The organism is Nitrososphaera sp., from assembly GCF_013388945.1.
GTDB lineage: Archaea > Thermoproteota > Nitrososphaeria > Nitrososphaerales > Nitrososphaeraceae > Nitrososphaera.
In genome coordinates this window covers 1-22,340 of record NZ_JACAEH010000008.1, presented here as the reverse complement: position 1 = coordinate 22,340, position 22,340 = coordinate 1, and the positions used below count along the sequence as shown (strand labels likewise).

Sequence of the window (22,340 nt, the reverse complement as noted above, 5' to 3'; positions counted from 1 at the left end):
AGCTGTGAATCATAATTTTGGCTAAAGACATAGCCTACAGGGCAATAATGGTGCCAACCTGTATTCTGATGGGTATGTACATAGCAGGCGCACTAATCGGTGGCTTCTTGGAAATGCCCAATCAATTCGCAGCGATATTTACAGCTGCGGGTGGATTGCCTGCGGTAGGTTTTTACTTTTACAAACTTTGGTTCAAAAACTAAGTTATAGCTTTTTGCCCGCCGCACTTCGATTTTCTGTATTATGTTCAAAAGGTGCGATTTGGTGCACTTAGGTGCTGATTGGTGCGGGCAGGTGCTTTCTGACATATTTTTGACGCAATTTTACGCATACCGTATTTTATCATAAAATACCACAAGATAGCAATGTTTAAAATTGGACCGGGCTCTCAAAATAATCGCAGGGCGCGTACAGGCTTGCCGTGCTTACATCACGGTTGGGTCGCACCTAAATCGTCTGTACGCTGACCCTGTTTTTACTACAAGTAACTTGTAGTAACCTGTGGTTACCTGTGGTATTTGACTTTATATTACTTTCTAAGATGGTCTAAGATTATCTAATATGAACAAGTTACTTACGTCATCGACATACCCGTAATCGTTGATCTTTTTGTGGTACGGGGCCATTTACTATATTAGCATGCTTCGATTGAGAATACCCGTAACGTGTCGGAGACATTAATCGTCGCGGGCCTTGGCGCTGCCGTAGGTATCGCCGGCATTCTTACAACATTGTTTATACACTATGACCGCAAAAAGCCGGCCATCGTGGTCTATCGCAACCACCCTGAAAGCCACTTCAAAGAGAGAATAATGGTGCATAACCGCAATCAAACCGCATACTCCTATCGTATTCGGGTTGGCCCACACTATCAGAAATGGTTGAAAGGCGGGCAAAACGCGGTGTTGGCGCAAGACTATGGAGACGCAGTCATTCTTGATGAGGTTTACTACGAATTATCAGACCACGATATCGTAATCGAATGTCGGGGTTGGTGGCCTTGGGTTAGGATTGTCTTTAAGAAGCGTATAGATGAGATAGATTATGAACCCCGCCAGCCCGGTCGAAGTGGCCGAGTGCTTTAAAACCGAAAAAGAACACCTGCGAAAATAAGTGGATGGGAAGAGATTTGAACTCTCGACCACCTGTGTGTGAGACAGGTATCCTAACCAGGCTAGACTACCCATCCGCCTCTTTTGCCTTCGCTTGAGCGATAATATATTTCCAGCTACGTTCCTTCCGCAAAGCCTTCCAGGTACTTTTTCTGCTCCGGCGTCAGGACGTCAATCGTAACGCCCATCGCCTGCAGCTTTGCCATCGCTATCTCCTGGTCCTGCGCCTTGTCGATGTTGTGAACTAGTGGCTTCATCGTCCCCTTTGACGCGGCTATTTTCAGGACAGCAAGGAACTGGTTTGCAAAGCTCATGTCCATTACTTCTGACGGGTGGCCCTCTGCCGCGGCAAGGTTGACCAGCCTGCCTTCACCTATCAGGTAGACCCTGTTGCCGCTCTTCAGGTTGTACTGCATCGTGTGCTGGTTCACCTCCTTGTGGCCTGTTGACTGCTTCTCAAGGTCCGGTATCGATATCTCGACGTTAAAGTGGCCGGCGTTTGCAAGTATCGCGCCGTCCTTCATTTTTGCAATATCGTCTGCAACTATCACGTCCTTGCAGCCTGTCGTAGTCACGAACACGTCGCCGATGCTAGCAGCCTCGTTCATAGTTGACACAGAGTAGCCGTCCAGCTTTGCCTTCAATGCCGCAATCGGGTCGACTTCAGTCACTATCACGTTTGCGCCAAGGCCTGCTGCCCTCCTTGCTATTCCCTTGCCGACGTGGCCGTACCCGGCAACCACGACGCTCTTGCCAGAAAGCAAGACGTTTGTCGCGCGTATGATGCCGTCAAGTGCAGACTGGCCGGTGCCGTAAACATTGTCAAAGTCGTGCTTTGTCTCGGCGTCGTTTACCGCGATAATAGGGAAGAGCAACTTGCCTGCCTTTTGCATGGCACGCAGCCTGATGACGCCAGTTGTTGTTTCTTCGGTGCCGCCGTACAGCGGGCCCTTTAGTTTTCCTTCTTCCATAGCCTTGTGCATCTCTACCGTCAGGTCCGCGCCGTCGTCTATCGTTACATGCGGGTTGAGATTCATCGCAGAGTGAATGTCGTCATAGTATTCCTTTGTAGAAACGCCCCTGCTTGCAAAGACGCCGACGCCCTCGTGCTTGGCAAGCGACGCCGCGACGTCGTCCTGCGTCGAAAGCGGGTTGCAGCCGCACCATGTTATCTCTGCGCCTGCCGCCTTTAGCGTCCTGACAAGCACGCCTGTTTCCTTTGTTACGTGGAGGCAGCCGGCGACCTTGATGCCCTTGAGCGGCTTTGTCTCGCCGTACTTTTTCCTCAAGGCTACTAGAACGGGCATGTGCGCCTCAGCCCAGTCTATGCGCCTCTTGCCCTCTTCAGCAAGCGAAATGTCCTTGACGCGGTATTCCATGAGCGTCAAATCCTGAATACCCTATATTATTCTGACCCTAGAGCAGGTCGTTTTTCCGCATGATGTCCATGACCTGATCGTCGGTGACTGGCTTGAACTCCTCGTAAAACTCGCCCACCGCTCCAAAGTCCCTGGGAGTTTCAAGGACAATGACTGCGTCGGCCTCGTGCCTCAACGCCTCGACTGTCTGTGCAGGCGCTACAGGAACGGCGATTACAAGCGTATCGGGCTTTTGCTTTTTCACCCACCGAGCAGCCGCTATCACAGTAGCGCCAGTGGCGACGCCGTCGTCTACCAGCACGACTGTTTTTCCTTCTATCCTGTAGGGCATGCCCGGCCTCCTGTATGCTGCAGACCTGCGCCTTATCTCTGCCATCTGCTTTGCCTTTTCGTCTGCAAGGTACTCGGGCTGGATGCGGAGCGCTGTCACGAGGTAGCGGTTTACGTATTCGGTGCCGTCCTCCATGACGGCACCAATCGCCAATTCTTCGTTGCCGGGAGCGCCCAGCTTTCTTGGGATTACAATGTCAAAGCCGGCGCCTAGCCTGCGCGATACAATTTCTGCAAGTATGACGCCTCCCCTCGGTATGCCTAGCACAAGCACGGGCCCGCCGTGGCCTTCCACTTTGACGAGCCTGTTTGCAAGCGCCTCGCCGGCGTCAGCCCTGCTTTTGAACTTCACCTGTCAGCGTTGTAGGGCATCGCATTTAAGGATTCACAAGGCTAAAATCTGTCAGGGAGATAGCGTTCCTGTGCGCAAATTCCAAATTGCAGTCATCGGCTACAACGGCGACAGGTGCTCCGAAGACGCCCGCAAACTCGCTTATGAAACCGGCAAGGAGGTAGCAAAGGCCGGGGCGGTGCTGGTGTGCGGCGGCCTCGGAGGCGTGATGGAGGCGGCGTGCAAGGGCGCAAAGGAGGCCGGCGGCACGACGGTGGGCATAATCCCTCAGGACGACTTTTCGCATGCAAACAAGTACTGCGACATCGTAATCTGCTCCACGATAGGCTTTGCGCGCGACTTTATAGTTGCGTCGTCGGCTGACGGCATAATAGCTGTTGGCGGCGGAGTAGGAACACTGACAGAATTGTCGATAGGCTACATGATGAAAAAGCCGATGGCGGCGCTTGCCGGCAGCGGCGGCATCGCCGACTCGTACGGCGGGAAATACCTCGACGAGCGCAAGCGCGTCCAGGTGCAAATCGCAAAAGATCCTGCAGAAGCAGTAAGGCTTGTAATGAAGGAAAATTGAGTGCCGTGCTGGCCTTGGGCTCTTGGCCTGGTCAGAACCTTACCATGACGAACACATGGGGGCCCTGTTGCCTGCCAATGCCTGTGCAATCATCGTCCTTGCGGGCGTTTATTGCGCCAGGCGGCCGTCAACTGGAACGCACCGAGCCTATACCCGTTGCGAGGCCTATTGACGGTTCACCTTTCGGCCAGTCGGCATAGTTCTATACGCAGGCAGAAGATTTAACACTTTCTGTGTCCCGCTACAGAGGGGCTAACCTCGATAGTTGACGAGGTAGGGGTCCGGCTCGTAGAACTGCCCGTATTTTGCCGCCAGCTGGCGCAGGGTGTCGACCACCTTTTTTGCGCCAAACTCGTTCACGGTTGCAAACAGCTCTTTCTTGAGCCCCATGCCCAGCTTTAGCGCCTTTTCAAGGTCCTCTCTGTTGCAGACGCCCTTTGTTATCAGCCAGGCCGCGTTGTTTGCCGCGACTGCAAGTATCTTTACCGGGTCGTACGTTGCCGCTTCCTGCTCTGTCAGGTTGATGCGCTCGTACTTGTCGCCCTTGTACTCGTAAAAGCCCTTGCCCGTCTTTTGCCCTAGACTCTTTTCCTCAAACAGCTTCTTTATCGCCGGGTGCGGGTTTATCACCTTGGTGTCGCGCATGTGCATCTCGACTGTAGCCTTGTGAATCACGTCAAGGCCGGTATAGTCTGCAAGCTCGAATATTCCCATCGGAAACGACAGCCGGAACTTCACCGCCGAGTCTATCTGTGTCATCTTTGCGCCGTCGCGGTCCATGCAGTGCGCGGCCTCGTGCACGAGCGGGATAAATACGCGGTTTACGATGAATCCCGGAACGTCCTTCTGGCAGAGCACCGGCTGCTTGCCGACCTTCTTGCAATAGTCCATCGCCATGACGACCATGTCGTTGTTTGTCTTGTTGCCCGGGATTACTTCTACAAGTGGCATCAGCTGTGGCGGGTTGAAAAAGTGCAGGCCGATGAACCTGTCGGGCCTGCTTGTAAGGGCAGCCATGTCCGTTATCGGAAGCGTGCTCGTATTTGACGCATAGAGCGTCTTTTGCTCTGCGAGGCTGTCAATTTCAGCATACACTTTTTTCTTCAGGTTCATGTCCTCCGGCACCGCCTCAATGAGGAGGTCGGCGTCTTTTAGCGCAGTCTTCAAATCCACAATGGGGGTTATGCGGGCAAAAATCTTGTCGGCGTCAGCCTGCGACAGTTTCTGCTTTTCCACCATCTTTGAAAGCGACCACTTGATCTTTTCCATCGCCTTGTCAAGGAACGACTGCTCGATGTCGCGCAGGATGACCGAATAGCCTGCCATCGCAGACACCTGCGCTATGCCGTGGCCCATGACTCCCGAGCCAAGCACTGTTATCTTGTTGATTGCCATTTATTTGAGGGGCGGTCAGGGAATTTTTAATGTTGCTATCAAATGGACTGTCTAGTTATCATCGGGTCGTATTGCATAATTTCAATAGTGGAACTAGTTTAAGGTTGAGTTTGCTCAACCTCCGACCCCGTATTTTTCTGGTTGCAGCTAGGAACGTCTGGCTGCATTTCATCAAGTGCCTTTATCCTGTCTGTCTATCAAAGAACTAATCTGGTCGTATGCTTTCAATTATGAAAGAAAATCATACAAACCCTTATTGGAAAGGGCGAGATAGGATGCAATCGGCGGGCTGCAGGTAAAGACGGACTCACAACAGGCACGTCTAGAGCGACCTCATGAAATCGAGAAACTGTCTTATCCACCGGTCATAAGCCTCTCTTCCCTTCTGCGATATCTGGTAATACGTAACATTTGCAGTCTGCACCTGCTCGATGTAGCCGTTCTTTTCAAGCATGTCTACTATCTGCGAGACCCTGTCTGGCCGCTGGGAGCTTATGCCGGGCACCTTGGTTGTGATGTGGTACCTGCTGACAGGCTGGTGCAGCATGTACATGTACTCCAGTATGGAGAACATGGTGTATTCTGCAGAGAACCTCTTTCTGTCAGCCAAATGCTAACCCTTGTAGTACCACCCTAAAGTAAATTTCTGGTATCTGTTGCAATTGTACTCTGAGCCCTGGGTTTTCAATCGCCGCTGGCCTTCTGTACCAGGAGAATTTCGCCTGCGCCTTTGCGGGCCTCGTCTGTTATCTCACTAGCTACGATGGCTGCTATGCCTATCCTGCGGCCTGTATTGCTGGAGTAGGTCTTGATCCGCCGGCGAAAATCCATGACACTTGAGATGTCTGCAACGTCTTTCAGGACCAGGGCAATTGCGCCATGTTCTCTCAAAAGCCTTTTCAGGTCGTCGGTTTCCACGAGGCTTTCATCGACAAGGGCGTCAAAGGCGACCCCTGCAATGCTCACATCCGTGAATCTCGATGTTCCAACGTTTGCGATGTGCTGCCTCAAAGGCTCCATCTCGGCCACCGTCTCGGCTACCGCCTTGATGCCCTCTCCTTTGTCGCGGTGCGCCATCGACATGGCGATACCCATCTGCAAAGATCCGCGCTCAAACACATCCTGCCAGGAGTCAAGCGCCCTCCTTGCCTTTAGAACCTTCCAGATTAGCGGAAAGAGGACGCCCAGCAGGACAAGTGCTATCACCGATATTATGTAGTCGTGCTGGATCTCTGAATAGAGCTGGAAGTGGTAAAGGACACCAAACAGGTCAAGGAGCGAAAAGATGACCAGAGCGGCGGTAACATAGATGACGTATGTCATAGAACGCGTTGCCGAGCCGATGAGCCTTATGGCCTGCTTTCCGTACTTGGTGCTCAGTATCGTGGAAGAAGATGCTTCGCCCACAAGATAGTCTTGCAGGCTTTTGCTTATAATCAGGCACTTAACAAAGTTAAAGGGTCCTGCAACTCTGTTAATTCGGGCTTAATATCGTTCTCGCGGCATAAGAATACCATGTCTCAAACATTGACTGTTGAGGTGGACGAGGTCCGGCGCAAATTCAAACAAGCACGCCAGGCCTACAAGGACGTGCTGCCAAAGGTGGACCCTGCGTTGATCGATGACTTTTTGGAAAGGATCGACGCGACCGGAAAGGAAACCCTGTTCTACACCATCGAGGTGTTCACAAAAGAGGGGACCAATTCCGAAGCCGCAAGGCAATATATCATGGAAAAAACCGGCATGGTGCCCGCGATTTTTGACAAGGGTACCCATTACGTGACAAACCAGAAGCTGACGCTTGAAATACTGAAGGAGATTTCAGATTCTCCGGATGTTGTCGAGGTTCGCGGCAGCTTCTGCGACGGCGTAGGAATGCGCGGCGCCTACTTTGAGAGAAGGTGGTAGCATGAAGCAAGCACATCTGGCTGGCGTCTTGGCGGCGTTTCTCTTGGCAGGAGCTGTCGCCGGAGTTTTGCCGGCCTTCGCAGATGAAGACGAAAACGAAGAGGAGGACCTGGCGGTAAATAGGGCAGACGACGGAAGAGGGGGCGAGGAATCGGAAGGCACAGGCTCAAGCGGTGGAGTCGAGAGAGAAAGCGAGTCAGGCGAGAGGGAAGGCGGGGAGGAATTTGAAGACGACGACTCTGAAGGAGCGGCTCTTGGGAGCGGACTTTCCGGACTGGTACTGTATGGCGTGATCGCCGCCGTGGTCGGGACGATAAGCTATACTGCATACAAGATCTTTGCAGGCCGCAAAAAGGCTTCCGTCCCGGCCCGCCCTTAATTTTTTGGGTAGATGTCGATGGCCCGTAACCTGTTTCTGGCCGCAGTCATAATCGGCGTCGTCTTTGCATCGGCAGGTTTTCCTGAAGCCTGGGCAGAGGATGGATATGAAGGCGGAGGGGCCGTGGCTCTTGGATGGGCCGCGGTCGGAACAGGCGCCCTGGGCACCGGTTCGCTTGTAGCATACAAGATGTCTCGAAAGACGCTGATGGCTGTAGTCGGTTCCGGCGGAATAACCCGGTCACTTACCACGATGTACAGGTCCGTCTTGAACTTTCACATTGCCATGAACCTGATAGGGTACTCGGCAGGCATGGCACACGGCATAATGCTGTCAGGCGCTGCAGACGGAATATCCATCGCGTTGGCCCTAGTGATGACAGTGTTGGTTGCAAGCGGGGCATTGATGAGGTTCACGTCGTCCAGAACGCGGCTTTTCAACATGCAGGTACATGGTCAGATATTCCTTGTAATAATGCTCATACTTCTCGTACTTCTCCACATAGCTACCGCTGACGACTAGCGGCAAGCACGCCAAAATCAAGATTATCCGGGGAATTCTGCGAGTCGTACGGCAATCATCTATCGGGACTCTGCCGATCACTCTTTAAGCCAGCAGGGGCTAGCAATCCCGAAGGTTGGATCTAGAAAAGTTCACGGCAGACGTGACGTCGCTTGCAGTCAAGATGAGCGAGGGCGAGCCGCCTGAAAGCGTCGACAGGCTCGAGTTTGTCAAGAACAAACTCATCCACCTGTACAGCAAGAACCTGGTCAAGATAAACCACTCGGCGATGGAGCTTGTCTGCGCCAAGCACCTCATCCGCGACGGCTACACCATCGACGTCGAAAAACAACTGACAGACATACTCGTCTGCGACGTGTTTGCGACAAAGGGCGACGGCTCGGCTATTGTTGAAATAGAGACGGGCTTTATACCGCCCGAGCACGCGCTTGACCCGCTTGCGTATTACGCGGCAAGGATTGCAAGCAAGATAGCAAGGTACAGCAAGCACGCAAACAAGTTCATCCTTGCGACGCCGCCTGTCAGCGTGCTCCCAATCCCCTCGATTTTCCGCAAGCCGCCCCGGGACAGGCAGGAAAAAGAAGTCCTTGACCTGAAGGCGTTTTGCGACAAATACTACAGCAACCCGCCCGTGTCAGAGGACGAGATCCTTAACGCGCACCTGCACGTCGTCTACATCATCAACATCGACGCCGGCAGGGTGGTGGAGATGGACGTCGACGCATATTTCGAGAACATGGGCGACACGCTCATGCGCGGCATGGCCGGGATTTAATAGCGCGTTATCGTGTGCTGGCTTCCTGACGGCCGCCTGCCCCTCGACCTCGATGGCTTTTCCTCGCCTCCCTTGTCGATGGAGGCCTTGACTATCTTGAGCATGTTGTCGTCCTTTGTCCCTTCGACGTAGACGATGTATACGTGCGCGTGCTCTTTGCCGTCGGCCTTGCGCACAACCCTGCCTATCCTCTGGGCCACCTGGTTTGTGTTGGAAGAACTTGCGATGATGATGGCTATTCCGACCTGCGGCACGTCGTAGCCTATCTCTAGCGTGTGCACCGACAAGAGAGGAAAGTAGTCGGAGCCCCAGCTCTGCAGTATCTCCTCGCGCTCTTGCCGCCTGACGCCGTTGTGTATTGTCCTTGCAGGTATTCCTGATGACTCGAGCATGTCGCGCAGCTGCTGTATTGAATCGATCGTCTCTGAAAATATCATGACGCGCTCGCCGGGATGCTTTTTCACAATCTCGACTGCCTTTAGCAGCTTTTGCCTCGTCGAGCTGAGCACCTCCTTGCGCTTGCGCACCATTGCAAACCACTGCTTGGCAAGCGCACCCCGCGCACCTCCGCGCATCAGTATCTTTGTCATCCTGTCCGGCTCGTACGCCTGCAGTTTGCGGGAAATGTCCTTTATCGTCGAGCTTGCCTCGTCGTAGATTTTCTGCTCGTCGTCTGTGAATTTCACTTTTTCTTCAATGACCACCGGCTTGGCAAGCCTGCCGTCTGACACCGCATCTTTTATCATGTATTTCTTTACAGCAGGCGCGACTGTCAGGATGGTGTGATAGCGCGGGTCTCGCTCGTCTATCGTGGCGGTAAGGCCCAGTATCGCCTTGTCGGCGTCTTCCACTATCACGTCAAATATCCTGTCAAATTCAACCGCAGTCTCGCTCACCAGGTGGACCTCGTCAAGCACCACCATATCTGCATGCCTTATCAGGTCGAAATTGTTGATTACGCTCTGGTATGTGCTTATCGTTATCTCTTTTGCGTCCTTTCTCATGCCGTAATACACGCCGATGTCGCCCCCGTCGATGCCGTAGCTGAGCAGCCTGCGCACGTTCTGGTCGATGAGCACTATTCTAGGCACCAGGAAAAGGACGGAAAAGTGCCTAGCGCCTGACTTGTCAGCCGCCCTTTTTGCGCACTCCCACGCAATCTCTGTCTTGCCGGTGCCCGTGCTGAAAATGACAGAGCCCCTGCAGCCGTTCTGCATCCACGCCTCTGCAGCCTCTAATTGATCACGCTTTAGCTCAAAGGGGAACCTGAGCGCGGATATGGCAGGCACGCTTCATCTGGACTTGTCGTTACTAAAAACTTTAATGGACATCCCGACCGCGGTATGCCATGAAGCCGCAGGTGTACATGATGCGCCAGGACGACCCGTCAAAGTGCACCGCGGCCAAGCTGGCAAAGTTCAGGATAGCCGAGCCTGTCAGGTTCATAAAAAAAGACACCATAGTGCTCAGCCCGTTTTCTGGCACCCTCTTGACAAAAAACGACGCCCAGATTGCAGGCGCGGTGTGCGCCATTGATTGTTCATGGGAGCGGGCAGACGAGGTGGCAAAGCACCAGCGCGTGTTCTCGTCAGGCATCGGCCGGCGCCTGCCTGCACTTCTTGCGGCAAACCCAGTCAACTATGCCAAGCTTGGCAAGCTCTCAAGCGCAGAGGCCCTTGCCGGCGCGCTCTACATCCTCGGCGACCGGCAGACTGCGGCAGAGATCCTGAACAAGTTCAAGTGGGGCCACACTTTCTTGGAGTTGAACGCGGACCTGCTCGAAGACTACTCCAAGGCCGAGACGCAGGAGCAGGTGAGGCAGATAGAGCAGGAATACTTTCCTGCCTAGAGGCCTGTGAACCGCGAGAACCTGCCCCGCGCAGTTACGCCTATCACTGTCGCTATTAAAGCGGCCAGGATAAGCGCTGCGACCGGGAACTCTGGCACTACATAAGTCCCTACTATTTCCACGGACTGCGTGTTGGCAGGGACCGACACCTTGAGCTCCCTTTCAGTTTCAGACGCGGAGGTCTCCTCGTATGGGACCTGCTCGCCGTTGACCATGACTATGAACTCGCCGTCCGAGTCGCCATCCCTTGCGTCTATCAGCTCGCGGGGCAGCGTGATTGTCAGCTCGCCGTCTGCCGTCGCGCCTGACTCGACTTCAAGTATTATGCTGCTTGCCTCCGGGTCGGGGGTGATGCCAGTGATTATCCCGGTCGTAAGAAGGGTGTCAACCGCAAATTCCTGCTCGCCCGCAGCCACGGGGACGGTCTGCGGCTGGCCCGGCGGCGCTGGAGGGGCGGCTACAACCTCTTCACAGATGACCTGCGTTATTCTCTCGTTGGTGCCGCTAAGCTCGTACTCGCCGTTCTTGTCAGTGTCCGTCAGGTAGTCAAACGTGAACTGTCTGGTGCCGGCGCTGTCGCTTCCCTGGTTAAGATCGGAAGCGTGCATTATCCAGGGGACGCCGTTTGTAGTTCCGGCGCCAACTAGGACCACCGCGTGGGCCCCGCCGTTCCAGCTGTAGACCAGCTCGCAGTCAAGGCCCCTGTTGAGCGCGTCAAAGATGTCCTCGAACTTGATCTTCTCGCCCATCCCTTTCGAGGTCACGGTCTTGCCGTTTGCATTGACAGTAAAGTCAGAAGCACCGGAAGGAATGCCCGTTCCCCAGTGCGAGTTTTTCACTCTGTTTTCAAGGCCGTTTGCGGCAAGGTACTTCAGCTTGCCCTCAAGACCCCACGTTCCCTTGCCGTTCTGCCTGTCAGTCACCGTCCTGTTCGTGTAAGTGTCGAGCTGCCCTACAAGCGAGTCGTCGCCCTTGACACCCGGCTTGTGGTCGTGCGGGACGTTCAGGCCCTTGGTGTCTTCGAGAAACTGGAGACTGTTTGCCATCGAGGTTGGCATGCACTGGTTCTGCGCTGCCTCGATGTTCCTGTGTTCATATTGTATCGTTGCATTGGTCTTGCTCGGGTCGCCAAAGAGCACGTCGTCAAGCGTAGGAGGCCGGGTAACACTCGTCGCGTTGTAGGGTATCGCGCACAGCTCGATTTCCTTGATGTCCATGCTGTACGTCACGCTGATGGAAGTCGTGCCAGTATACTTTGCCTCGTCGATGGTAATGTATGCCAATTCTGAGTACTGAACCGTGGCAGTCAGTTCCTCTTGCTCCTCGTCTGCCAGCTCAAAGTCGGTGGCAATGACATCGTAGGGGAAATCCTCTAGGACAGGCAGGTTCTTTACCACCCAGTCGTCACCTGTGACGACGTTTAGAAAGCCCGAGTCTAGATCGGTTGCACTCTTCAGGGCTTCGACGTTGACCTCAAAAGTTCCTATGTAAAATCCTGATTGCAGGTCGTCGTTGATGTAGACGTTTCTGCTAAAGGTTATGCCATACCCTTGTGAGGTTATTACCTGTGTTGCATAGGTATCGGCTTCGCTTTCTGTGGCGTATCCGCATCCGGAAGGATCGGGATCATAAATGATCGTGCCGTCATATGCGACGACAAATCCGCCTGATGCCGCATGGTAATGGTTGAATTCGCATCCTACATCCGGACCGGATAGCCTGAACTGGCTAATGGAAACTATGTGGCCGTCCACCATCAGGTGCGCAATAAAACGCACCTGCGCAGTCGCCGGGGGCACCTGTGAAAATTGGACTATTGCAAACAACGAGGCCACTAGAATGAGTGAGAAAAACGCCGCAAGTCCCGTCCGGAAGGCACTCATGGAACTTTCCTATAGCTTTTCGCCGATTATAAAAGGAGTTTGGTGGGCCTGAGAAATATCTATGTTAAAATACCAAATTCGTATAGTTTTCATGCGAGCCAGCGGGCGGGCGACTCGAAAAGAGAGGAAACTCCTCCCTCAAAGCAGGCATCCGAATTGGCGACAATTAGCCGGAGACGGCTGGCGACGGAACAGAAAAGAGATCCGGTCGGGGCGCACCGTGATGGCGACAAGCCTGAGGTTCCCGATACCGGAATGAAACTGCCGACCCGGATGGAGCAAGGCCAAACAGAGCGACAGGTTCCTGCACCTGCTCAGGTTGGCTGCTCAGCGGAATTCCGCCTAGAACAGAAGGAGGGTTACGGCTGGCACGCCCTTATTTTTGACATCTGCTTGAAAGGATAAATAAACAAATCACGTGACAGGTCTGTTGCCTGCAAACCACAAGGTAAGTGTCGGCTGGCAGATAGTGTTTACATTCATAATCGGGCTGAACTTTTGGGCGTTTTACAGGATAGGCAAGCTGCGCAAGTACGTGCTGTACATAGTCGTGCCGTCTGCCGCGTTATCCGGTGTGTCGTACTCTTATCCTGCCCCGCCATCATTTTCGCAGTTTGGCGACGACTGGCTCGCGTATGGCGACCCTGACGCGTTTGCGGTTTTTGCAATCACGACTGCTGTTGGTTTCGTTATCCAAGGCTTCTCGATCTATCTCGTGATAATCTGGTCAAGAGAACACAACAAGGCGTTTGCCGCGCCGCCTTGAAGCGCGAGTCGCGTCTGGCGCACGCCTACTTTGCGCCGGGCCGGTCGGCTGCAAAATGCAATTCGACGTTTCGGTTTGCAGACAGCTCTATCCTGTAGTACTCGTTGCCAAATATCGGCAGCGAGTCGATGCTGCCCTGTCTGCAGACCGGGCAATTCCTGAAACTGCCGTCCGCCTTGAAGTACGACGCGCACCAGAAGCAGTCCTGGCAGATGATAAAAGTCGCCTTTCTTGCGTCTACCTTTCTTGCATAAACCTGGGTGAGGTCCTGGACATTTATGGCACCCTCACCTCACGCCATAAGGTCCCGGGCCATCCGCAGCTCCTCTATCTCTCTTTCGACAGTCGACCTTTCCAGGTCGTCTTTTGTGTATTTCAGGAGGGTCTCGCACGCCTGGATCTGCGCCTCTAGCAGGTCTTTCTTGTCGATACACAGGCCGTGGGGCTCTTCCAGGAACAGGTACGATACCCTGTTGTTTTCTTTGCATCCGCAGGTTTTTGCGACGAGATTGAACGGAGAATAAGTGATATTCATGGGGAAAATACAAGACAGTTTCATAATACATAAGTGTTTCCGCCATGAAATAATGGATATTTACACTATCAATTAAAAACACGTAGAAATTCCTAACGGGAAGGATTTTCTTGATCAAATTCCTAGAATCACAACAGGGGCGGACTTCTCACTAGTGCGGCTCGATAAGCTTTTTCTTGATTGGTTGCCAATTCCGGAACAATTTTACGTTTCGCGGTAAAAGTTGTCGATCGTTTCTTGTGAAATTTCGCTTTTGTTTTGTAGAATCACCATTTTTTCATGTATGTATGAGACAGCTACCTCAAAAGTTTATCAATAAGCAAAGCTTGCTACAAATCAGTGGCAGATAAGGCGCCGAATTTTGAAAAAAAGTCAGGTAGGCACCTTTACGACGATGAAAAGCTTGAGAACATGCTCCACTACTACAAGATAGAGGACAACTACGAGTCTCTTTTGAAATACATCAAGAACCGGGGCATAATCGACGACGACTCGGAAGAGGAATAGCCTTATTCCGGCCTGCCATTTCTGATATCTGTTGCGCACAGTCATCCTGGGGATAATCGGTGCGGCGGTCGCGTTTGCCGGCTATGTCGCCTTCACAAATCTTACCCGGCCCGACTATGCCCTTGAAGTGGACGCGACGCGGGACACGACTGACATCTCTGGGACGCTGTACAGGATAAGGGTGGCAAACATAGGCACGGAGCGGCTGACCAACATAACTGCCGAGCTTGGGACAGGGGATGTGCAGCACAAGGACTTTCTGGACCCCGGCCAGACCTACTACTTTTACCCTGACACCGACACGCTTTCGCCCACGATAAGGGTGACTGCAGACGAGGGCATCGAGGTCGTGACAGACTATCGGACGCCGGCAAAGACAATAGGGCTTCCCGGCGCCGGAAGATAATAATAAATGGACTCGCCAGCCTTTCAGACCGGTTGGCGCTCCTTTTCCCGCAGTCGCCCCGGGCAGACGCGCTTGCGCGCAAGTACGGCTACGACCCGTGGCTTGTCAGCAGGTTTTTGCAGTACGTGCCCGACGTCGAGAGGTTCTTGGAAAAGATGGAGAAAAAGCCGACGCAGTACATCAGGGTAAACACGATAAAGACGGACGCGCCAATCCTTGAGCGCCGGCTGGAAGAAAAAGGCTTTGCACTTTCACCGACTGCGCTGCCGGAAGTGTTTGCGGTAGAAAAGGCACCGATGTCTGCCGGCGCGACTACCGAATACATGCTCGGTCACTATTACCTGCAGGACCTGAGCTCCTGCATGGCTGTCGAGGCGCTTGACGTGAAGGAAGGCCAGAAGGTGCTTGACATGGCGGCCGCGCCCGGCGGCAAGACCACCCTCATAGCGCAAAGGATGGGAAACACCGGCTGCATAATCGCCCTTGAGCCAAGCGAAAAGCGCGCGCGGTCAATGTCGTTCAACCTTGCGCGCCTTGGCGTCTTTAACACCTGCGTCTGCAGGATGGACGGCCTTGACGCGGAAAGGCTGGGCAGGTTTGACAGGGTGCTTCTCGACGCGCCGTGCAGCTGCGAAGGCGTGATTGCAAAGGACCCGACAAGAAAGACCAGCCACGCGCCTGAGGACGTTGACTACTGCTCTTCAAGGCAGGAAAAGATGCTTGAAGTAGCGTTAAGAGTTGCAAAACCCGGCGGCATCGTCGTCTACTCTACCTGCTCTTTTGCGCCGGAGGAAAACGAGGCGGTGGTGGAAAGCGTGGCACAAAGGCTGGGTGCAGCAGTCGAGCCTTTCGGCCACGGCGAGCAGGGCCTGGACTCGTTTGGCGATAGGAAGTTTAAAACCGGGAAAAACACGCGCCGGTTCTACCCGCACCTGCACGACACGACGGGCTTTTTCGTGGCGAGGCTGAGGGCATGATGCACCGCAACCCTGCGAGGGACGAGCGCACCATGATAAACAGGGCCCTTGCCCTGTGGGGCGTATTCGACGCGCTGAAAGACGCTGCGTTTGTGATTAGGGAGGACGGAAAATCCCGGCAGGCGTGCCTTGTGACGCCCGAGCTTGAAGCCGCCGTTGCCGGCCTTGAGCCTCTTTACTGCGGCCTTGCAGTCGGCGACCTTGCCAAACACTTTTCGCCGACTATGGAAGGCGCAGACCTGTTTGCCCGGCTGTCCGGGGGCGGAAAATACTATGTGGCAGTCGGCGAGAACGCGGAAAAGCTCGTGCTCTATGGGCGGGACGTGATGGGCGACTCTGTTACAAACGCGGCAAGCGACATTGGCGAGAACGAGCTGGTTATAATCACAAACAGGGCCGGGGAGGCGATAGGGGTAGGCCGGACGCGGTTTGCCGGAAAATTGATGACGCAAAAGGGGAAGATAACGGTGACCACCCTGAAAGACGCGGGACGCTACCTGCGCGAAGAGGACGGCGAACGGCAGGCCAAGATGTCTAGGTCGCCTCGACGGAGGCGTTCTTGAGCACGTTTGTGATGTAGTCTGCCGTTGTGTCCAGCTCCTTTGATATCTCCTGGATGGACATTCCTGTGTCGTACAGCTCGAAGATGCGCTCGTCCAAGTCGTACTTGGCCTCCTCTTCGGTTCTCATCATTGCGGAAATGCCGATTTCCGATAATAGGGGTTGTTATCTATATTCTATGTACAAGAATGTGAAATAAAGTAAAGTAGGGAGAAAGCGCAGCTCTTACTTTCTGGCTTTCCACAGGATGAACACGGCTATAGCGCCCATCATGCCGCCCAGTATGAGGAGCACCTGTATCGGGAATCCGCCGGTCGCTGTCGTGAACCCTTCAGGCGCTTCAGGAGACACGCTGGCTATTTCTGCATCCGCCTGGCTCACGTCCAGGTTTGAGAATCCTGCTACCTGGATCTGGCCGCTTGGCGCAGGCACCTGGGAGTGCACCGCCACGTTTGAGCCATCGATGGTCGCTGCGGCGTCTTTCTCTTCTGCCTCAAACGTTCCTTCGCGGAAGCTGCTCTCACCAAGCGAGTATATCGAAGTCACCTTGGCGCCGCTCTCCTCGCGGAAGAACGCCGAGGTCTCTACGAGGCTGCCGGACGGGTCGAAGAGGAAGTGCCAAGTGTCCATCTTCTGGTCGAACTTTCTGAAATCAAGAATAGGTTCGTCGAATATCTCTGCTGCCTGCGAAGACTCTATCTGCGATGCCGCTTCTGGATAGACTGCCTGCATCAGGCCCATCGGCCTGTTGATGTCCATCTCGCCGTAACTCGGGACATCCACCATTATCGGCTCGTTGACAAGGATTCCCCTCCATTCAAGGTCGATCAGCTGCGAAGCTCCTGCCTCGTTGCTGCCTGTGCCGAGCACGAATTTTGCCATGGTGGGTATGACCTCTATCTTGTAAGATATGAGGGTGCTAGTCTCGCTGGGTTTTATCGCTGCCGTGTAAATGAGTCTGAGCTCTGTTACCTGGGCCGGGCTTCCTTTGTCAAGAAGTGCCCTGTTAAACGCGGTGATTGCGCTAATGACGCCGCTATCTTCGCTGGTAACGTTGCCCCTTATGGTGTGGGTGACACGCGTCTCCTCGTCGCCGAACGCGTTTGCTGCAGCGCTGCCTGCCTCGTAGCGCAGCGTAATGTTCTTGACGCCGATGTAGTGCAGTTCGCCCTTGTCTGTTTGGGGTACGATTATAGCATTCATGTCATTTGCAAAAGCGCTTGGGATAACACTGAACGCCAAAACGGCAGCAATTACAGTCGCGACGACGGATAACGACTTCACGAGGGAATCTCACTCCGCACCTTTTATAATCTTTATCTTGGCTACTTATAGAAGACTGCGAATTTCGTCGTTATACGTATAATAAAAAGGGTCCACAACTAACGACAGCGTTTGATCACCGTTCTTGCAGGGGGCACGGGCTCTGTGAAACTTGTGAGGGGCCTTGCCAGCGTTTCTAAAGAGATAACTGCCGTATGCAACGTCGGCGACAACATCTGGCTCTATGGCCTCTACGTCTGCCCCGACATCGACACGATTACCTACGGGCTTGCAGGGTTGCTCGACCAGAAGAGGGGCTGGGGCATAAGGGGCGACACCTTTTCGTTTATCCGCCAGATGGAGGCGATGGGACAGCCGGCATGGTTTGCGCTTGGGGACAGGGACCTTGCGACCCATGTCTACCGGACGGAGATGCTGCGGCGCAAAAAGAGCCTCACCGAGATCACCGGTGCCATAACAGAAATGCTAGGTGTCGGTCAAAAAATCCTGCCTGCAACCGACGACGAGGTCGAGACCGTGATATCTACTCCCAAAGGCGCGATGCACCTGCAAGAGTTCTGGGTTAAAAACGGCGCAAGGCCTGCTGTGACAGGCGTTACTTTCAGGGGCGCTGACAGCGCCCGGCCCACGCGGCAGGTGGTCGACGCAATTCGAAATTCTGAAAAGATAATCATGGCGCCGGCAAACCCTGTTTCAAGCATCGGACCTATGCTTGCGATACCCGGCGTCAGGCGCGAGCTAGAGCGCGCAAGGGAAAAGGTGATAGCTGTTTCGCCGATAATAGGCGGCGGTCCCGTCAGCGGGCCGGCGGCAAAGTACATGAATGCGCTGGGGCTCGAGGTCTCGCCAGCAGGAGTGGCTCGATACTACAAGGACGTGGCAGGCTCGCTTGTCATAGCCAGGACCGATTCAAAGATGGCAGGCAGGATAGAGCTACTTGGCATGAAGGTGGAAACAACAGACATCATGATGAAAGGCCGACGCGGAGAGGCGAGGCTGGCAATGTATCTTGCCGGGATGGCGCGGAATTGATCTTTGCAATAGTGCCTGTCAAGCGGTTTGAAAACTCCAAGAGCCGGCTTGCGCCATTGCTCAGCCTGCAGCAGCGCAGGACCCTGTCGGAGCTGATGCTTGACGACACGCTTGCCACGCTTGCAGCCTCCGGGTGCTTTGCGCAGGTGCTGGTCGTGACAGGCGACTTGCATGCAAAGGAAATAGCAAGCAGGCGCGGCGCAAAGGTGCTCTTTCAGGAAAGCGACGCCGGCGTAAACTCTGCAGTCGCCCTTGCAGACGCGCACAGCGCCAGGGCCGGCGCGCAGGCAACGGTGGTCGTGCCGCAGGACCTGCCTCTCATGAACGCGGCCGACATAGCAGGCGTCTGCGCGCTTGCAAAAGACGGACCGTGCGTCGCCCTGTGCCCGTCAACCCGCTTTGACGGGACAAACATCCTCCTGCGCAGGCCGCCGGCTGCAATAGCGACGCACTATGACAACAACAGCTATGAAAACCACATACGGGCTGCAAAGGAGGCCGGGCTTGCGGTACAAGTCATCAACTCAAAGAACCTGATGTTCGACCTTGACACGCCCGACGACGCAAAGGAGCTGGCAAGCATGCCCGATGCAAGGATTGCAGCAAAGCAGACCGCCTCGTTTGTCAAGTCCGCTCTGTCAGGCGCTTCCCGGTGAAGGCTGGCCCAGAACCCTTGCCGTGGCCTTGAAAGACGATACGAAAAGTTCCACGTCAGAGCCTATCTCGACTACCTGCACGTCCTGTTCGGTGACAGGATATTTCACAACCGTGCCACGCTTTATGTCAAACACCCTGTCGTCGTTTTCGATGAGCACAGATATCGTGTTAGTGAGTCTGGGCTTGCCGTCAAACTCCAAGACTCCTACTCCCTTTTCCACTACCTTGCCTTTGACAATCGAAAACGTCTGCGCGGAAAAAGCAAGCGACACGGCGCCCAGCACGACAAGGGTCATGCAGAAAAGCACGGTAAAGTCGCGCCAGTCGGCCACGCACCTGAAACGGCGTGACCGGCATATTTCCTTTTGTCGCTTAAATACAGGTGCGCGCTATTTGCGCCAGTGAACCCCGCGCTCCTCGCAAAGGCCGTGGCCGGCATGGCCGGGCAGGTCACGGTGGAGGAGTTTTGCCAGGCATCCGGCATCGGCAGGTCAGTCGCAAAAGACGTGGCAGAATTCCTGGTGGCAAGGGGCATCGGCACAAGCGACAGGGGCATGCTGCGTTTTTCCGGGCGCGACAGGGTGGAGGCGGCGATGCTTGCGATACAGGCAGGTTGCGATCCCGAGCAGGTCTCAGGGAGCCTGTCGTGGAAGGACTTTGAGGGCCTGGCTTCGCACGTCCTGTCGTCGCTTGGGTACAAGGCGCGCACCAACGTGCGCTTTTCAAAGCCGCGGATGGAAATAGACGTCGTCGGGATTGACGGAGCCTTTGCAGTCGCCGTCGACTGCAAGCACTGGAAGAGAGCCAACTTTTCTGCGATATCGACCTTCTGCGCCAAGCAGGCGGCAAGGGCGCAGGAACTTGTAAGGAAGGAGCCCGGGATAACTCAGGCGCTCCCGGCCGTGCTGACGCTGCACGCAGAAAGGGCAGCATTTGTCGGGGGCGTGCCTGTGGTGCCCGTTTCAAAGCTGGGATCGTTCCTCGCAGACGTCAGGACTTTTCTGCCCGAGCTGCGCGTTGTCACGAGGCAAGGACCTGCATAGCGACAAACACCGCAAAGGTCATGCCGACAAACGCTTTGGTTATGTTCATCGACCTGTCAAGCGCCGACGAGTAGTCCTCAAACTGCTTTTCGCCCATCACCTTGACCTTTGACGTCGCAAGCGCCGTTTCAAACGCGGCCGGCTCAAGCCTTGCAGACGCGGCTGTACAAATGTCCGCATACGCTTTTGCGATGGCGTCCTGGCTGCTTGCGGTGCCAAGCGCAAAGTAGCCCTCGCGCGTCCTCTTGCCAGAAGTTGCGTGCGTGTCAGACGTGCATACCTCAAGCAACCTGGCGCCAGCAACGGCGGAGATTATCCTGTCCCTCAGTCCGTTTTCCATGTTGTTTGCGTCGGCCCACGCTATGGCATAGTCGCTGCCGTTTATCCTGAACACTACTGTCGCAAGGCCCGACTGACCAAGCTCTGCAGCTCCGCCAAGCGCGTGCGGCACGTCGTCAAGCGACGCAAAGCCAGAGCTGAACTTGTATTGCGGCGCGCCGTGCAGCCTGTCAAGACATGCCTTTGCAGCTACTATCATGTCGCCCCCGTCGGCGTCATCAAGGTCGCCGCCCATCGCGTTGTGGCAGTCTGCGACAAGCAGGCCAAAGCCCCGAGTAGCAGCATGCGATTCGAGCTCTTGGCGAACCTTTTGCGGAATGTCTTCTGTTCCCTTTGGAGCAAGGGAAAGCATGACAAGCGCTGTCCTGCCAAACGCGATTGCAGTCGCAGTCGCGCTTCCCTGTTTAATCTGCACCGGCTCGCTTGCAGTGTCACCCGAGTCCTTCCTGCCGAGCCCGTCAAGGCCTGCGATGTACCTGTCGACTTCACGCGCCGAGGGTATGTTGAACGAGTGGCCTGAAACTCCGTGCATGACAAGGGCCCTCTTGCCAAAGCGCGCAAAGAGCGCATAGGGCAGGTTGCTTCCGCCCACCTGCCCGAAGGGGCCGGGGTGTATGTCCGGAAGAACTATTGCAGTCTCTTTTCCTGCCGCGATTATCCGAAGGACGCCGGTCGAGGCGGTCTCTTCATGCGCCCTTGACTCAAACATCTCCTCGATTCCGCCGGACCTGTTTTCTGTCCACGACGACAAAAATGCCTGCAACAGTTTGAAGGTGCTCTGGACATGCGGCCTGCCCGCCCTGTCTGCTATTGCCGCCCAGATTATCGCAAGTGCCAAAAACACCGCGCCAAAGCCAAGGCCGGCCGGCCCGGCAAGTATGCCCCACAAAGACGGCGGCACGAACGCGATAAAGAAGACAAGGGGCATGACCATGCACACCGCGACCGCCCTGCCGAGGCCCGCGCCAAATACCGACGTGAATATCCCGATCCTGAGGCCGGCGGCAAGCATCATTCCGGCGACGACATAGTCTGTCTAGCTCTTGGCAAACAAAGAATCTGCAAGTATCCCGACGATGACCGTAAGGGCCCACAGCAGGTTCGCAAACGACGAGACGTGCACTATTTTTGGCAGGCTGTTGATCGGCGTCCCGCGCAGCATTATCCTGTCAACAAGCCCAAGCGCGAAAACTGCGCCAAGGCCCAGCGGGACGTGCACCGCAAAGCTCGTCGCGTCCGTGCCAAGGTGGAAAACGTGCGACACTGCTATTACCGCAAACGCGCACGCAAAGGTCATCGCGTAGGAAGCCCTGAGGCTTCCTGGAGTCAACCTTGTAAAAGACCACCGGCGGTGGATGTTGGAGACGTCGTCTTGTCTTGCAGAGAGCACGGTCATCATCAGACGGGGAATAGCAACCTGATTGCTATCGAGACGCCTATCATGGCGCCGGCTCCTGCCAGGACGTACTCTGGCTTTACCTTGATGCCTCTTGTCTCGTCTTCAAAGAAACGCAAGAGTCCTGCGCTTGAAGCGGGCAGCGGGGCGTTCTTTTTCTTGCTGCTCATTCAATCTAGCAAGTACTGCCTTGTTTTAAATACATTCCGCTACCTGAGGCTTTGTAAAAAAGTCGCCTCTTGATGCCTCTGCCTGCACATTTGCAAAGCCAGGCTTGGACCCTGTACCCAATCCGGACAGGTCCCGACCCCTTTTCTACCCAGCAGAAAAAATGTTACATTGTGTAACATTTTGAGCACGAAAAAATGATACAATTTTGCAT

At 54.7% G+C, this 22,340-nt stretch carries 28 protein-coding genes, 1 tRNA gene, 1 other RNA gene and 2 pseudogenes; 15 read left to right on the top strand and 17 right to left on the bottom strand.

All coding sequences use genetic code 11. The features are described from left to right. Window positions 1–677: 677 nt before the first annotated feature. The 4 genes from HXY31_RS05305 to HXY31_RS05290 all read right to left on the bottom strand — a co-directional run bounded on the left by HXY31_RS05305 (window position 678) and on the right by HXY31_RS05290 (window position 3,173). Window positions 678–833, bottom strand: a complete 156-nt coding sequence (locus HXY31_RS05305; RefSeq protein ID WP_292640530.1) for a hypothetical protein — start codon at window positions 831–833, stop codon at window positions 678–680. A gap of 281 nt (window positions 834–1,114) precedes the next feature. Beyond that, window positions 1,115–1,189 (bottom strand) — tRNA-Val (locus tag HXY31_RS05300). Window positions 1,190–1,228: 39 nt separating this feature from the next. Then, a complete protein-coding gene (ahcY, locus tag HXY31_RS05295) occupies window positions 1,229–2,491 on the bottom strand; it encodes an adenosylhomocysteinase (RefSeq protein WP_292640527.1) in 1,263 nt (420 codons plus the stop codon). A gap of 37 nt (window positions 2,492–2,528) precedes the next feature. Beyond that, on the bottom strand, window positions 2,529–3,173 hold the full coding sequence (locus HXY31_RS05290; RefSeq protein ID WP_292640526.1) for a phosphoribosyltransferase: 645 nt from the start codon (window positions 3,171–3,173) through the stop codon (window positions 2,529–2,531). A 70-nt stretch (window positions 3,174–3,243) separates the two neighbouring features. On the opposite strand from HXY31_RS05290, the gene HXY31_RS05285 reads away from it, so the two are divergent. After that, window positions 3,244–3,744, top strand: a complete 501-nt coding sequence (locus HXY31_RS05285; protein ID WP_292640524.1) for a TIGR00725 family protein — start codon at window positions 3,244–3,246, stop codon at window positions 3,742–3,744. Window positions 3,745–3,996: 252 nt separating this feature from the next. Here the strand turns inward: HXY31_RS05285 and HXY31_RS05280 are convergent, their stop codons facing one another. From HXY31_RS05280 to HXY31_RS05270, 3 genes are all read right to left on the bottom strand, one after another. Further along, entirely contained in the window at window positions 3,997–5,139 is a 1,143-nt protein-coding gene (locus HXY31_RS05280; protein ID WP_292640522.1) for a 3-hydroxyacyl-CoA dehydrogenase family protein, read from the bottom strand. 322 nt (window positions 5,140–5,461) lie between these two features. Next, entirely contained in the window at window positions 5,462–5,749 is a 288-nt protein-coding gene (locus tag HXY31_RS05275; RefSeq protein ID WP_292640520.1) for a hypothetical protein, read from the bottom strand. 74 nt (window positions 5,750–5,823) lie between these two features. Continuing rightward, complete coding sequence (locus HXY31_RS05270) at window positions 5,824–6,546, bottom strand: hypothetical protein (RefSeq protein ID WP_292640517.1); 723 nt, start codon at window positions 6,544–6,546, stop codon at window positions 5,824–5,826. Window positions 6,547–6,654: 108 nt separating this feature from the next. Here HXY31_RS05270 and HXY31_RS05265 point away from each other — a divergent pair, with 108 nt between their 5' ends. The 4 genes from HXY31_RS05265 (at window position 6,655) to HXY31_RS05250 (ending at window position 8,723) form a co-directional block, all read left to right on the top strand. After that, window positions 6,655–7,047, top strand: coding sequence for a hypothetical protein (locus HXY31_RS05265; protein WP_292640515.1), 393 nt, complete (start codon window positions 6,655–6,657; stop codon window positions 7,045–7,047). 1 nt (window position 7,048) lies between these two features. Continuing rightward, entirely contained in the window at window positions 7,049–7,426 is a 378-nt protein-coding gene (locus tag HXY31_RS05260; RefSeq protein WP_292640513.1) for a hypothetical protein, read from the top strand. 12 nt (window positions 7,427–7,438) lie between these two features. Further along, entirely contained in the window at window positions 7,439–7,948 is a 510-nt protein-coding gene (locus HXY31_RS05255) for a hypothetical protein (RefSeq protein WP_292640511.1), read from the top strand. 115 nt (window positions 7,949–8,063) lie between these two features. Continuing rightward, a complete protein-coding gene (locus tag HXY31_RS05250; RefSeq protein WP_292640509.1) occupies window positions 8,064–8,723 on the top strand; it encodes a hypothetical protein in 660 nt (219 codons plus the stop codon). On the opposite strand, the gene HXY31_RS05245 is transcribed toward HXY31_RS05250, so the two are convergent. Beyond that, window positions 8,720–10,012, bottom strand: coding sequence for a DEAD/DEAH box helicase (locus HXY31_RS05245; protein ID WP_292640507.1), 1,293 nt, complete (start codon window positions 10,010–10,012; stop codon window positions 8,720–8,722). The genes HXY31_RS05250 and HXY31_RS05245 overlap by 4 nt on opposite strands. Window positions 10,013–10,071: 59 nt before the next feature. Here HXY31_RS05245 and HXY31_RS05240 point away from each other — a divergent pair, with 59 nt between their 5' ends. Next, on the top strand, window positions 10,072–10,572 hold the full coding sequence (locus tag HXY31_RS05240; protein WP_292640504.1) for a DUF367 family protein: 501 nt from the start codon (window positions 10,072–10,074) through the stop codon (window positions 10,570–10,572). Here the strand turns inward: HXY31_RS05240 and HXY31_RS05235 are convergent. After that, a complete protein-coding gene (locus tag HXY31_RS05235) occupies window positions 10,569–12,455 on the bottom strand; it encodes a hypothetical protein (RefSeq protein ID WP_292640502.1) in 1,887 nt (628 codons plus the stop codon). The genes HXY31_RS05240 and HXY31_RS05235 overlap by 4 nt on opposite strands. A gap of 93 nt (window positions 12,456–12,548) precedes the next feature. Here HXY31_RS05235 and rnpB point away from each other — a divergent pair. Further along, window positions 12,549–12,829: RNase P RNA component (rnpB, locus tag HXY31_RS05230), an RNA gene on the top strand. Window positions 12,830–12,885: 56 nt separating this feature from the next. After that, window positions 12,886–13,221, top strand: a complete 336-nt coding sequence (locus HXY31_RS05225) for a hypothetical protein (RefSeq protein WP_292640500.1) — start codon at window positions 12,886–12,888, stop codon at window positions 13,219–13,221. A 292-nt stretch (window positions 13,222–13,513) separates the two neighbouring features. Here HXY31_RS05225 and HXY31_RS05220 read toward each other — a convergent pair whose 3' ends face one another. Then, entirely contained in the window at window positions 13,514–13,756 is a 243-nt protein-coding gene (locus HXY31_RS05220; RefSeq protein WP_292640498.1) for a hypothetical protein, read from the bottom strand. Window positions 13,757–14,095: 339 nt separating this feature from the next. On the opposite strand from HXY31_RS05220, the gene HXY31_RS05215 reads away from it, so the two are divergent. Genes HXY31_RS05215 through HXY31_RS05200 form a run of 4 tightly spaced genes read left to right on the top strand, consistent with a single transcriptional unit; the run spans window position 14,096 to window position 16,209 of the window. Beyond that, entirely contained in the window at window positions 14,096–14,263 is a 168-nt protein-coding gene (locus HXY31_RS05215; protein WP_292640496.1) for a hypothetical protein, read from the top strand. A 31-nt stretch (window positions 14,264–14,294) separates the two neighbouring features. Continuing rightward, on the top strand, window positions 14,295–14,669 hold the full coding sequence (locus HXY31_RS05210) for a hypothetical protein (protein ID WP_292640493.1): 375 nt from the start codon (window positions 14,295–14,297) through the stop codon (window positions 14,667–14,669). 32 nt (window positions 14,670–14,701) lie between these two features. After that, the gene (locus HXY31_RS05205) at window positions 14,702–15,646 is read left to right on the top strand and encodes an RsmB/NOP family class I SAM-dependent RNA methyltransferase (protein ID WP_292640491.1); all 945 of its coding nucleotides are present in this window, start codon (window positions 14,702–14,704) and stop codon (window positions 15,644–15,646) included. After that, window positions 15,643–16,209 (top strand): PUA domain-containing protein, encoded by a 567-nt coding sequence (locus HXY31_RS05200; RefSeq protein WP_292640488.1) that lies wholly within the window; start codon window positions 15,643–15,645, stop codon window positions 16,207–16,209. The genes HXY31_RS05205 and HXY31_RS05200 overlap by 4 nt, the downstream gene beginning before the upstream one ends. On the opposite strand, the gene HXY31_RS05195 is transcribed toward HXY31_RS05200, so the two are convergent. Continuing rightward, window positions 16,181–16,336, bottom strand: coding sequence for a hypothetical protein (locus tag HXY31_RS05195; RefSeq protein WP_292640485.1), 156 nt, complete (start codon window positions 16,334–16,336; stop codon window positions 16,181–16,183). The genes HXY31_RS05200 and HXY31_RS05195 overlap by 29 nt on opposite strands. Window positions 16,337–16,432: 96 nt before the next feature. After that, the gene (locus HXY31_RS05190; RefSeq protein WP_292640483.1) at window positions 16,433–17,491 is read right to left on the bottom strand and encodes a hypothetical protein; all 1,059 of its coding nucleotides are present in this window, start codon (window positions 17,489–17,491) and stop codon (window positions 16,433–16,435) included. A 111-nt stretch (window positions 17,492–17,602) separates the two neighbouring features. On the opposite strand from HXY31_RS05190, the gene cofD reads away from it, so the two are divergent. Both cofD and cofC read left to right on the top strand, forming a co-directional pair. Then, on the top strand, window positions 17,603–18,523 hold the full coding sequence (gene cofD / locus HXY31_RS05185; RefSeq protein WP_292640482.1) for a 2-phospho-L-lactate transferase: 921 nt from the start codon (window positions 17,603–17,605) through the stop codon (window positions 18,521–18,523). After that, window positions 18,520–19,179: a 2-phospho-L-lactate guanylyltransferase gene (gene cofC / locus HXY31_RS05180; RefSeq protein ID WP_292640480.1), complete on the top strand. Its 660-nt coding sequence runs from the start codon at window positions 18,520–18,522 to the stop codon at window positions 19,177–19,179. Before cofD ends, cofC begins: the two co-directional genes overlap by 4 nt. On the opposite strand, the gene HXY31_RS05175 is transcribed toward cofC, so the two are convergent. Both HXY31_RS05175 and HXY31_RS12350 read right to left on the bottom strand, forming a co-directional pair. After that, the gene (locus HXY31_RS05175; protein ID WP_292640479.1) at window positions 19,162–19,512 is read right to left on the bottom strand and encodes a hypothetical protein; all 351 of its coding nucleotides are present in this window, start codon (window positions 19,510–19,512) and stop codon (window positions 19,162–19,164) included. The genes cofC and HXY31_RS05175 overlap by 18 nt on opposite strands. 40 nt (window positions 19,513–19,552) lie before the next feature. Next, a pseudogene (locus HXY31_RS12350) lies at window positions 19,553–19,609 on the bottom strand (hypothetical protein); the annotation flags it as partial. An 8-nt stretch (window positions 19,610–19,617) separates the two neighbouring features. Between HXY31_RS12350 and HXY31_RS05170 the strand changes: the two are divergent. After that, window positions 19,618–20,223 (top strand): restriction endonuclease, encoded by a 606-nt coding sequence (locus HXY31_RS05170; RefSeq protein ID WP_366933081.1) that lies wholly within the window; start codon window positions 19,618–19,620, stop codon window positions 20,221–20,223. On the opposite strand, the pseudogene HXY31_RS05165 reads toward HXY31_RS05170, so the two are convergent. The 3 genes and pseudogenes from HXY31_RS05165 to HXY31_RS05155 all read right to left on the bottom strand — a co-directional run. Continuing rightward, a pseudogene (locus tag HXY31_RS05165) lies at window positions 20,201–21,583 on the bottom strand (DUF2070 family protein); the annotation flags it as partial. The gene HXY31_RS05170 and the pseudogene HXY31_RS05165 overlap by 23 nt on opposite strands. A 15-nt stretch (window positions 21,584–21,598) precedes the next feature. Then, the gene (locus HXY31_RS05160; RefSeq protein ID WP_292640475.1) at window positions 21,599–21,961 is read right to left on the bottom strand and encodes a hypothetical protein; all 363 of its coding nucleotides are present in this window, start codon (window positions 21,959–21,961) and stop codon (window positions 21,599–21,601) included. Next, on the bottom strand, window positions 21,961–22,128 hold the full coding sequence (locus HXY31_RS05155; protein ID WP_292640473.1) for a preprotein translocase subunit Sec61beta: 168 nt from the start codon (window positions 22,126–22,128) through the stop codon (window positions 21,961–21,963). The genes HXY31_RS05160 and HXY31_RS05155 overlap by 1 nt, the downstream gene beginning before the upstream one ends. Window positions 22,129–22,340: the final 212 nt, after the last annotated feature.

What these genes read in the sequence shown, in the direction of transcription:
- ahcY (WP_292640527.1), bottom strand. Translation starts at nt 2,491, where the DNA reads ATGGAATACCGCGTCAAGGACATTTCGCTTGCTGAAGAGGGCAAGAGG.
- HXY31_RS05280 (WP_292640522.1), bottom strand. Translation starts at nt 5,139, where the DNA reads ATGGCAATCAACAAGATAACAGTGCTTGGCTCGGGAGTCATGGGCCAC.
- HXY31_RS05265 (WP_292640515.1), top strand. Translation starts at nt 6,655, where the DNA reads ATGTCTCAAACATTGACTGTTGAGGTGGACGAGGTCCGGCGCAAATTC.
- HXY31_RS05260 (WP_292640513.1), top strand. Translation starts at nt 7,049, where the DNA reads ATGAAGCAAGCACATCTGGCTGGCGTCTTGGCGGCGTTTCTCTTGGCA.
- HXY31_RS05255 (WP_292640511.1), top strand. Translation starts at nt 7,439, where the DNA reads ATGTCGATGGCCCGTAACCTGTTTCTGGCCGCAGTCATAATCGGCGTC.
- HXY31_RS05240 (WP_292640504.1), top strand. Translation starts at nt 10,072, where the DNA reads ATGAAGCCGCAGGTGTACATGATGCGCCAGGACGACCCGTCAAAGTGC.
- HXY31_RS05235 (WP_292640502.1), bottom strand. Translation starts at nt 12,455, where the DNA reads ATGAGTGCCTTCCGGACGGGACTTGCGGCGTTTTTCTCACTCATTCTA.
- HXY31_RS05220 (WP_292640498.1), bottom strand. Translation starts at nt 13,756, where the DNA reads ATGAATATCACTTATTCTCCGTTCAATCTCGTCGCAAAAACCTGCGGA.
- HXY31_RS05200 (WP_292640488.1), top strand. Translation starts at nt 15,643, where the DNA reads ATGATGCACCGCAACCCTGCGAGGGACGAGCGCACCATGATAAACAGG.
- HXY31_RS05195 (WP_292640485.1), bottom strand. Translation starts at nt 16,336, where the DNA reads ATGAGAACCGAAGAGGAGGCCAAGTACGACTTGGACGAGCGCATCTTC.
- HXY31_RS05170 (WP_366933081.1), top strand. Translation starts at nt 19,618, where the DNA reads ATGGCCGGGCAGGTCACGGTGGAGGAGTTTTGCCAGGCATCCGGCATC.
- HXY31_RS05160 (WP_292640475.1), bottom strand. Translation starts at nt 21,961, where the DNA reads ATGATGACCGTGCTCTCTGCAAGACAAGACGACGTCTCCAACATCCAC.
- HXY31_RS05155 (WP_292640473.1), bottom strand. Translation starts at nt 22,128, where the DNA reads ATGAGCAGCAAGAAAAAGAACGCCCCGCTGCCCGCTTCAAGCGCAGGA.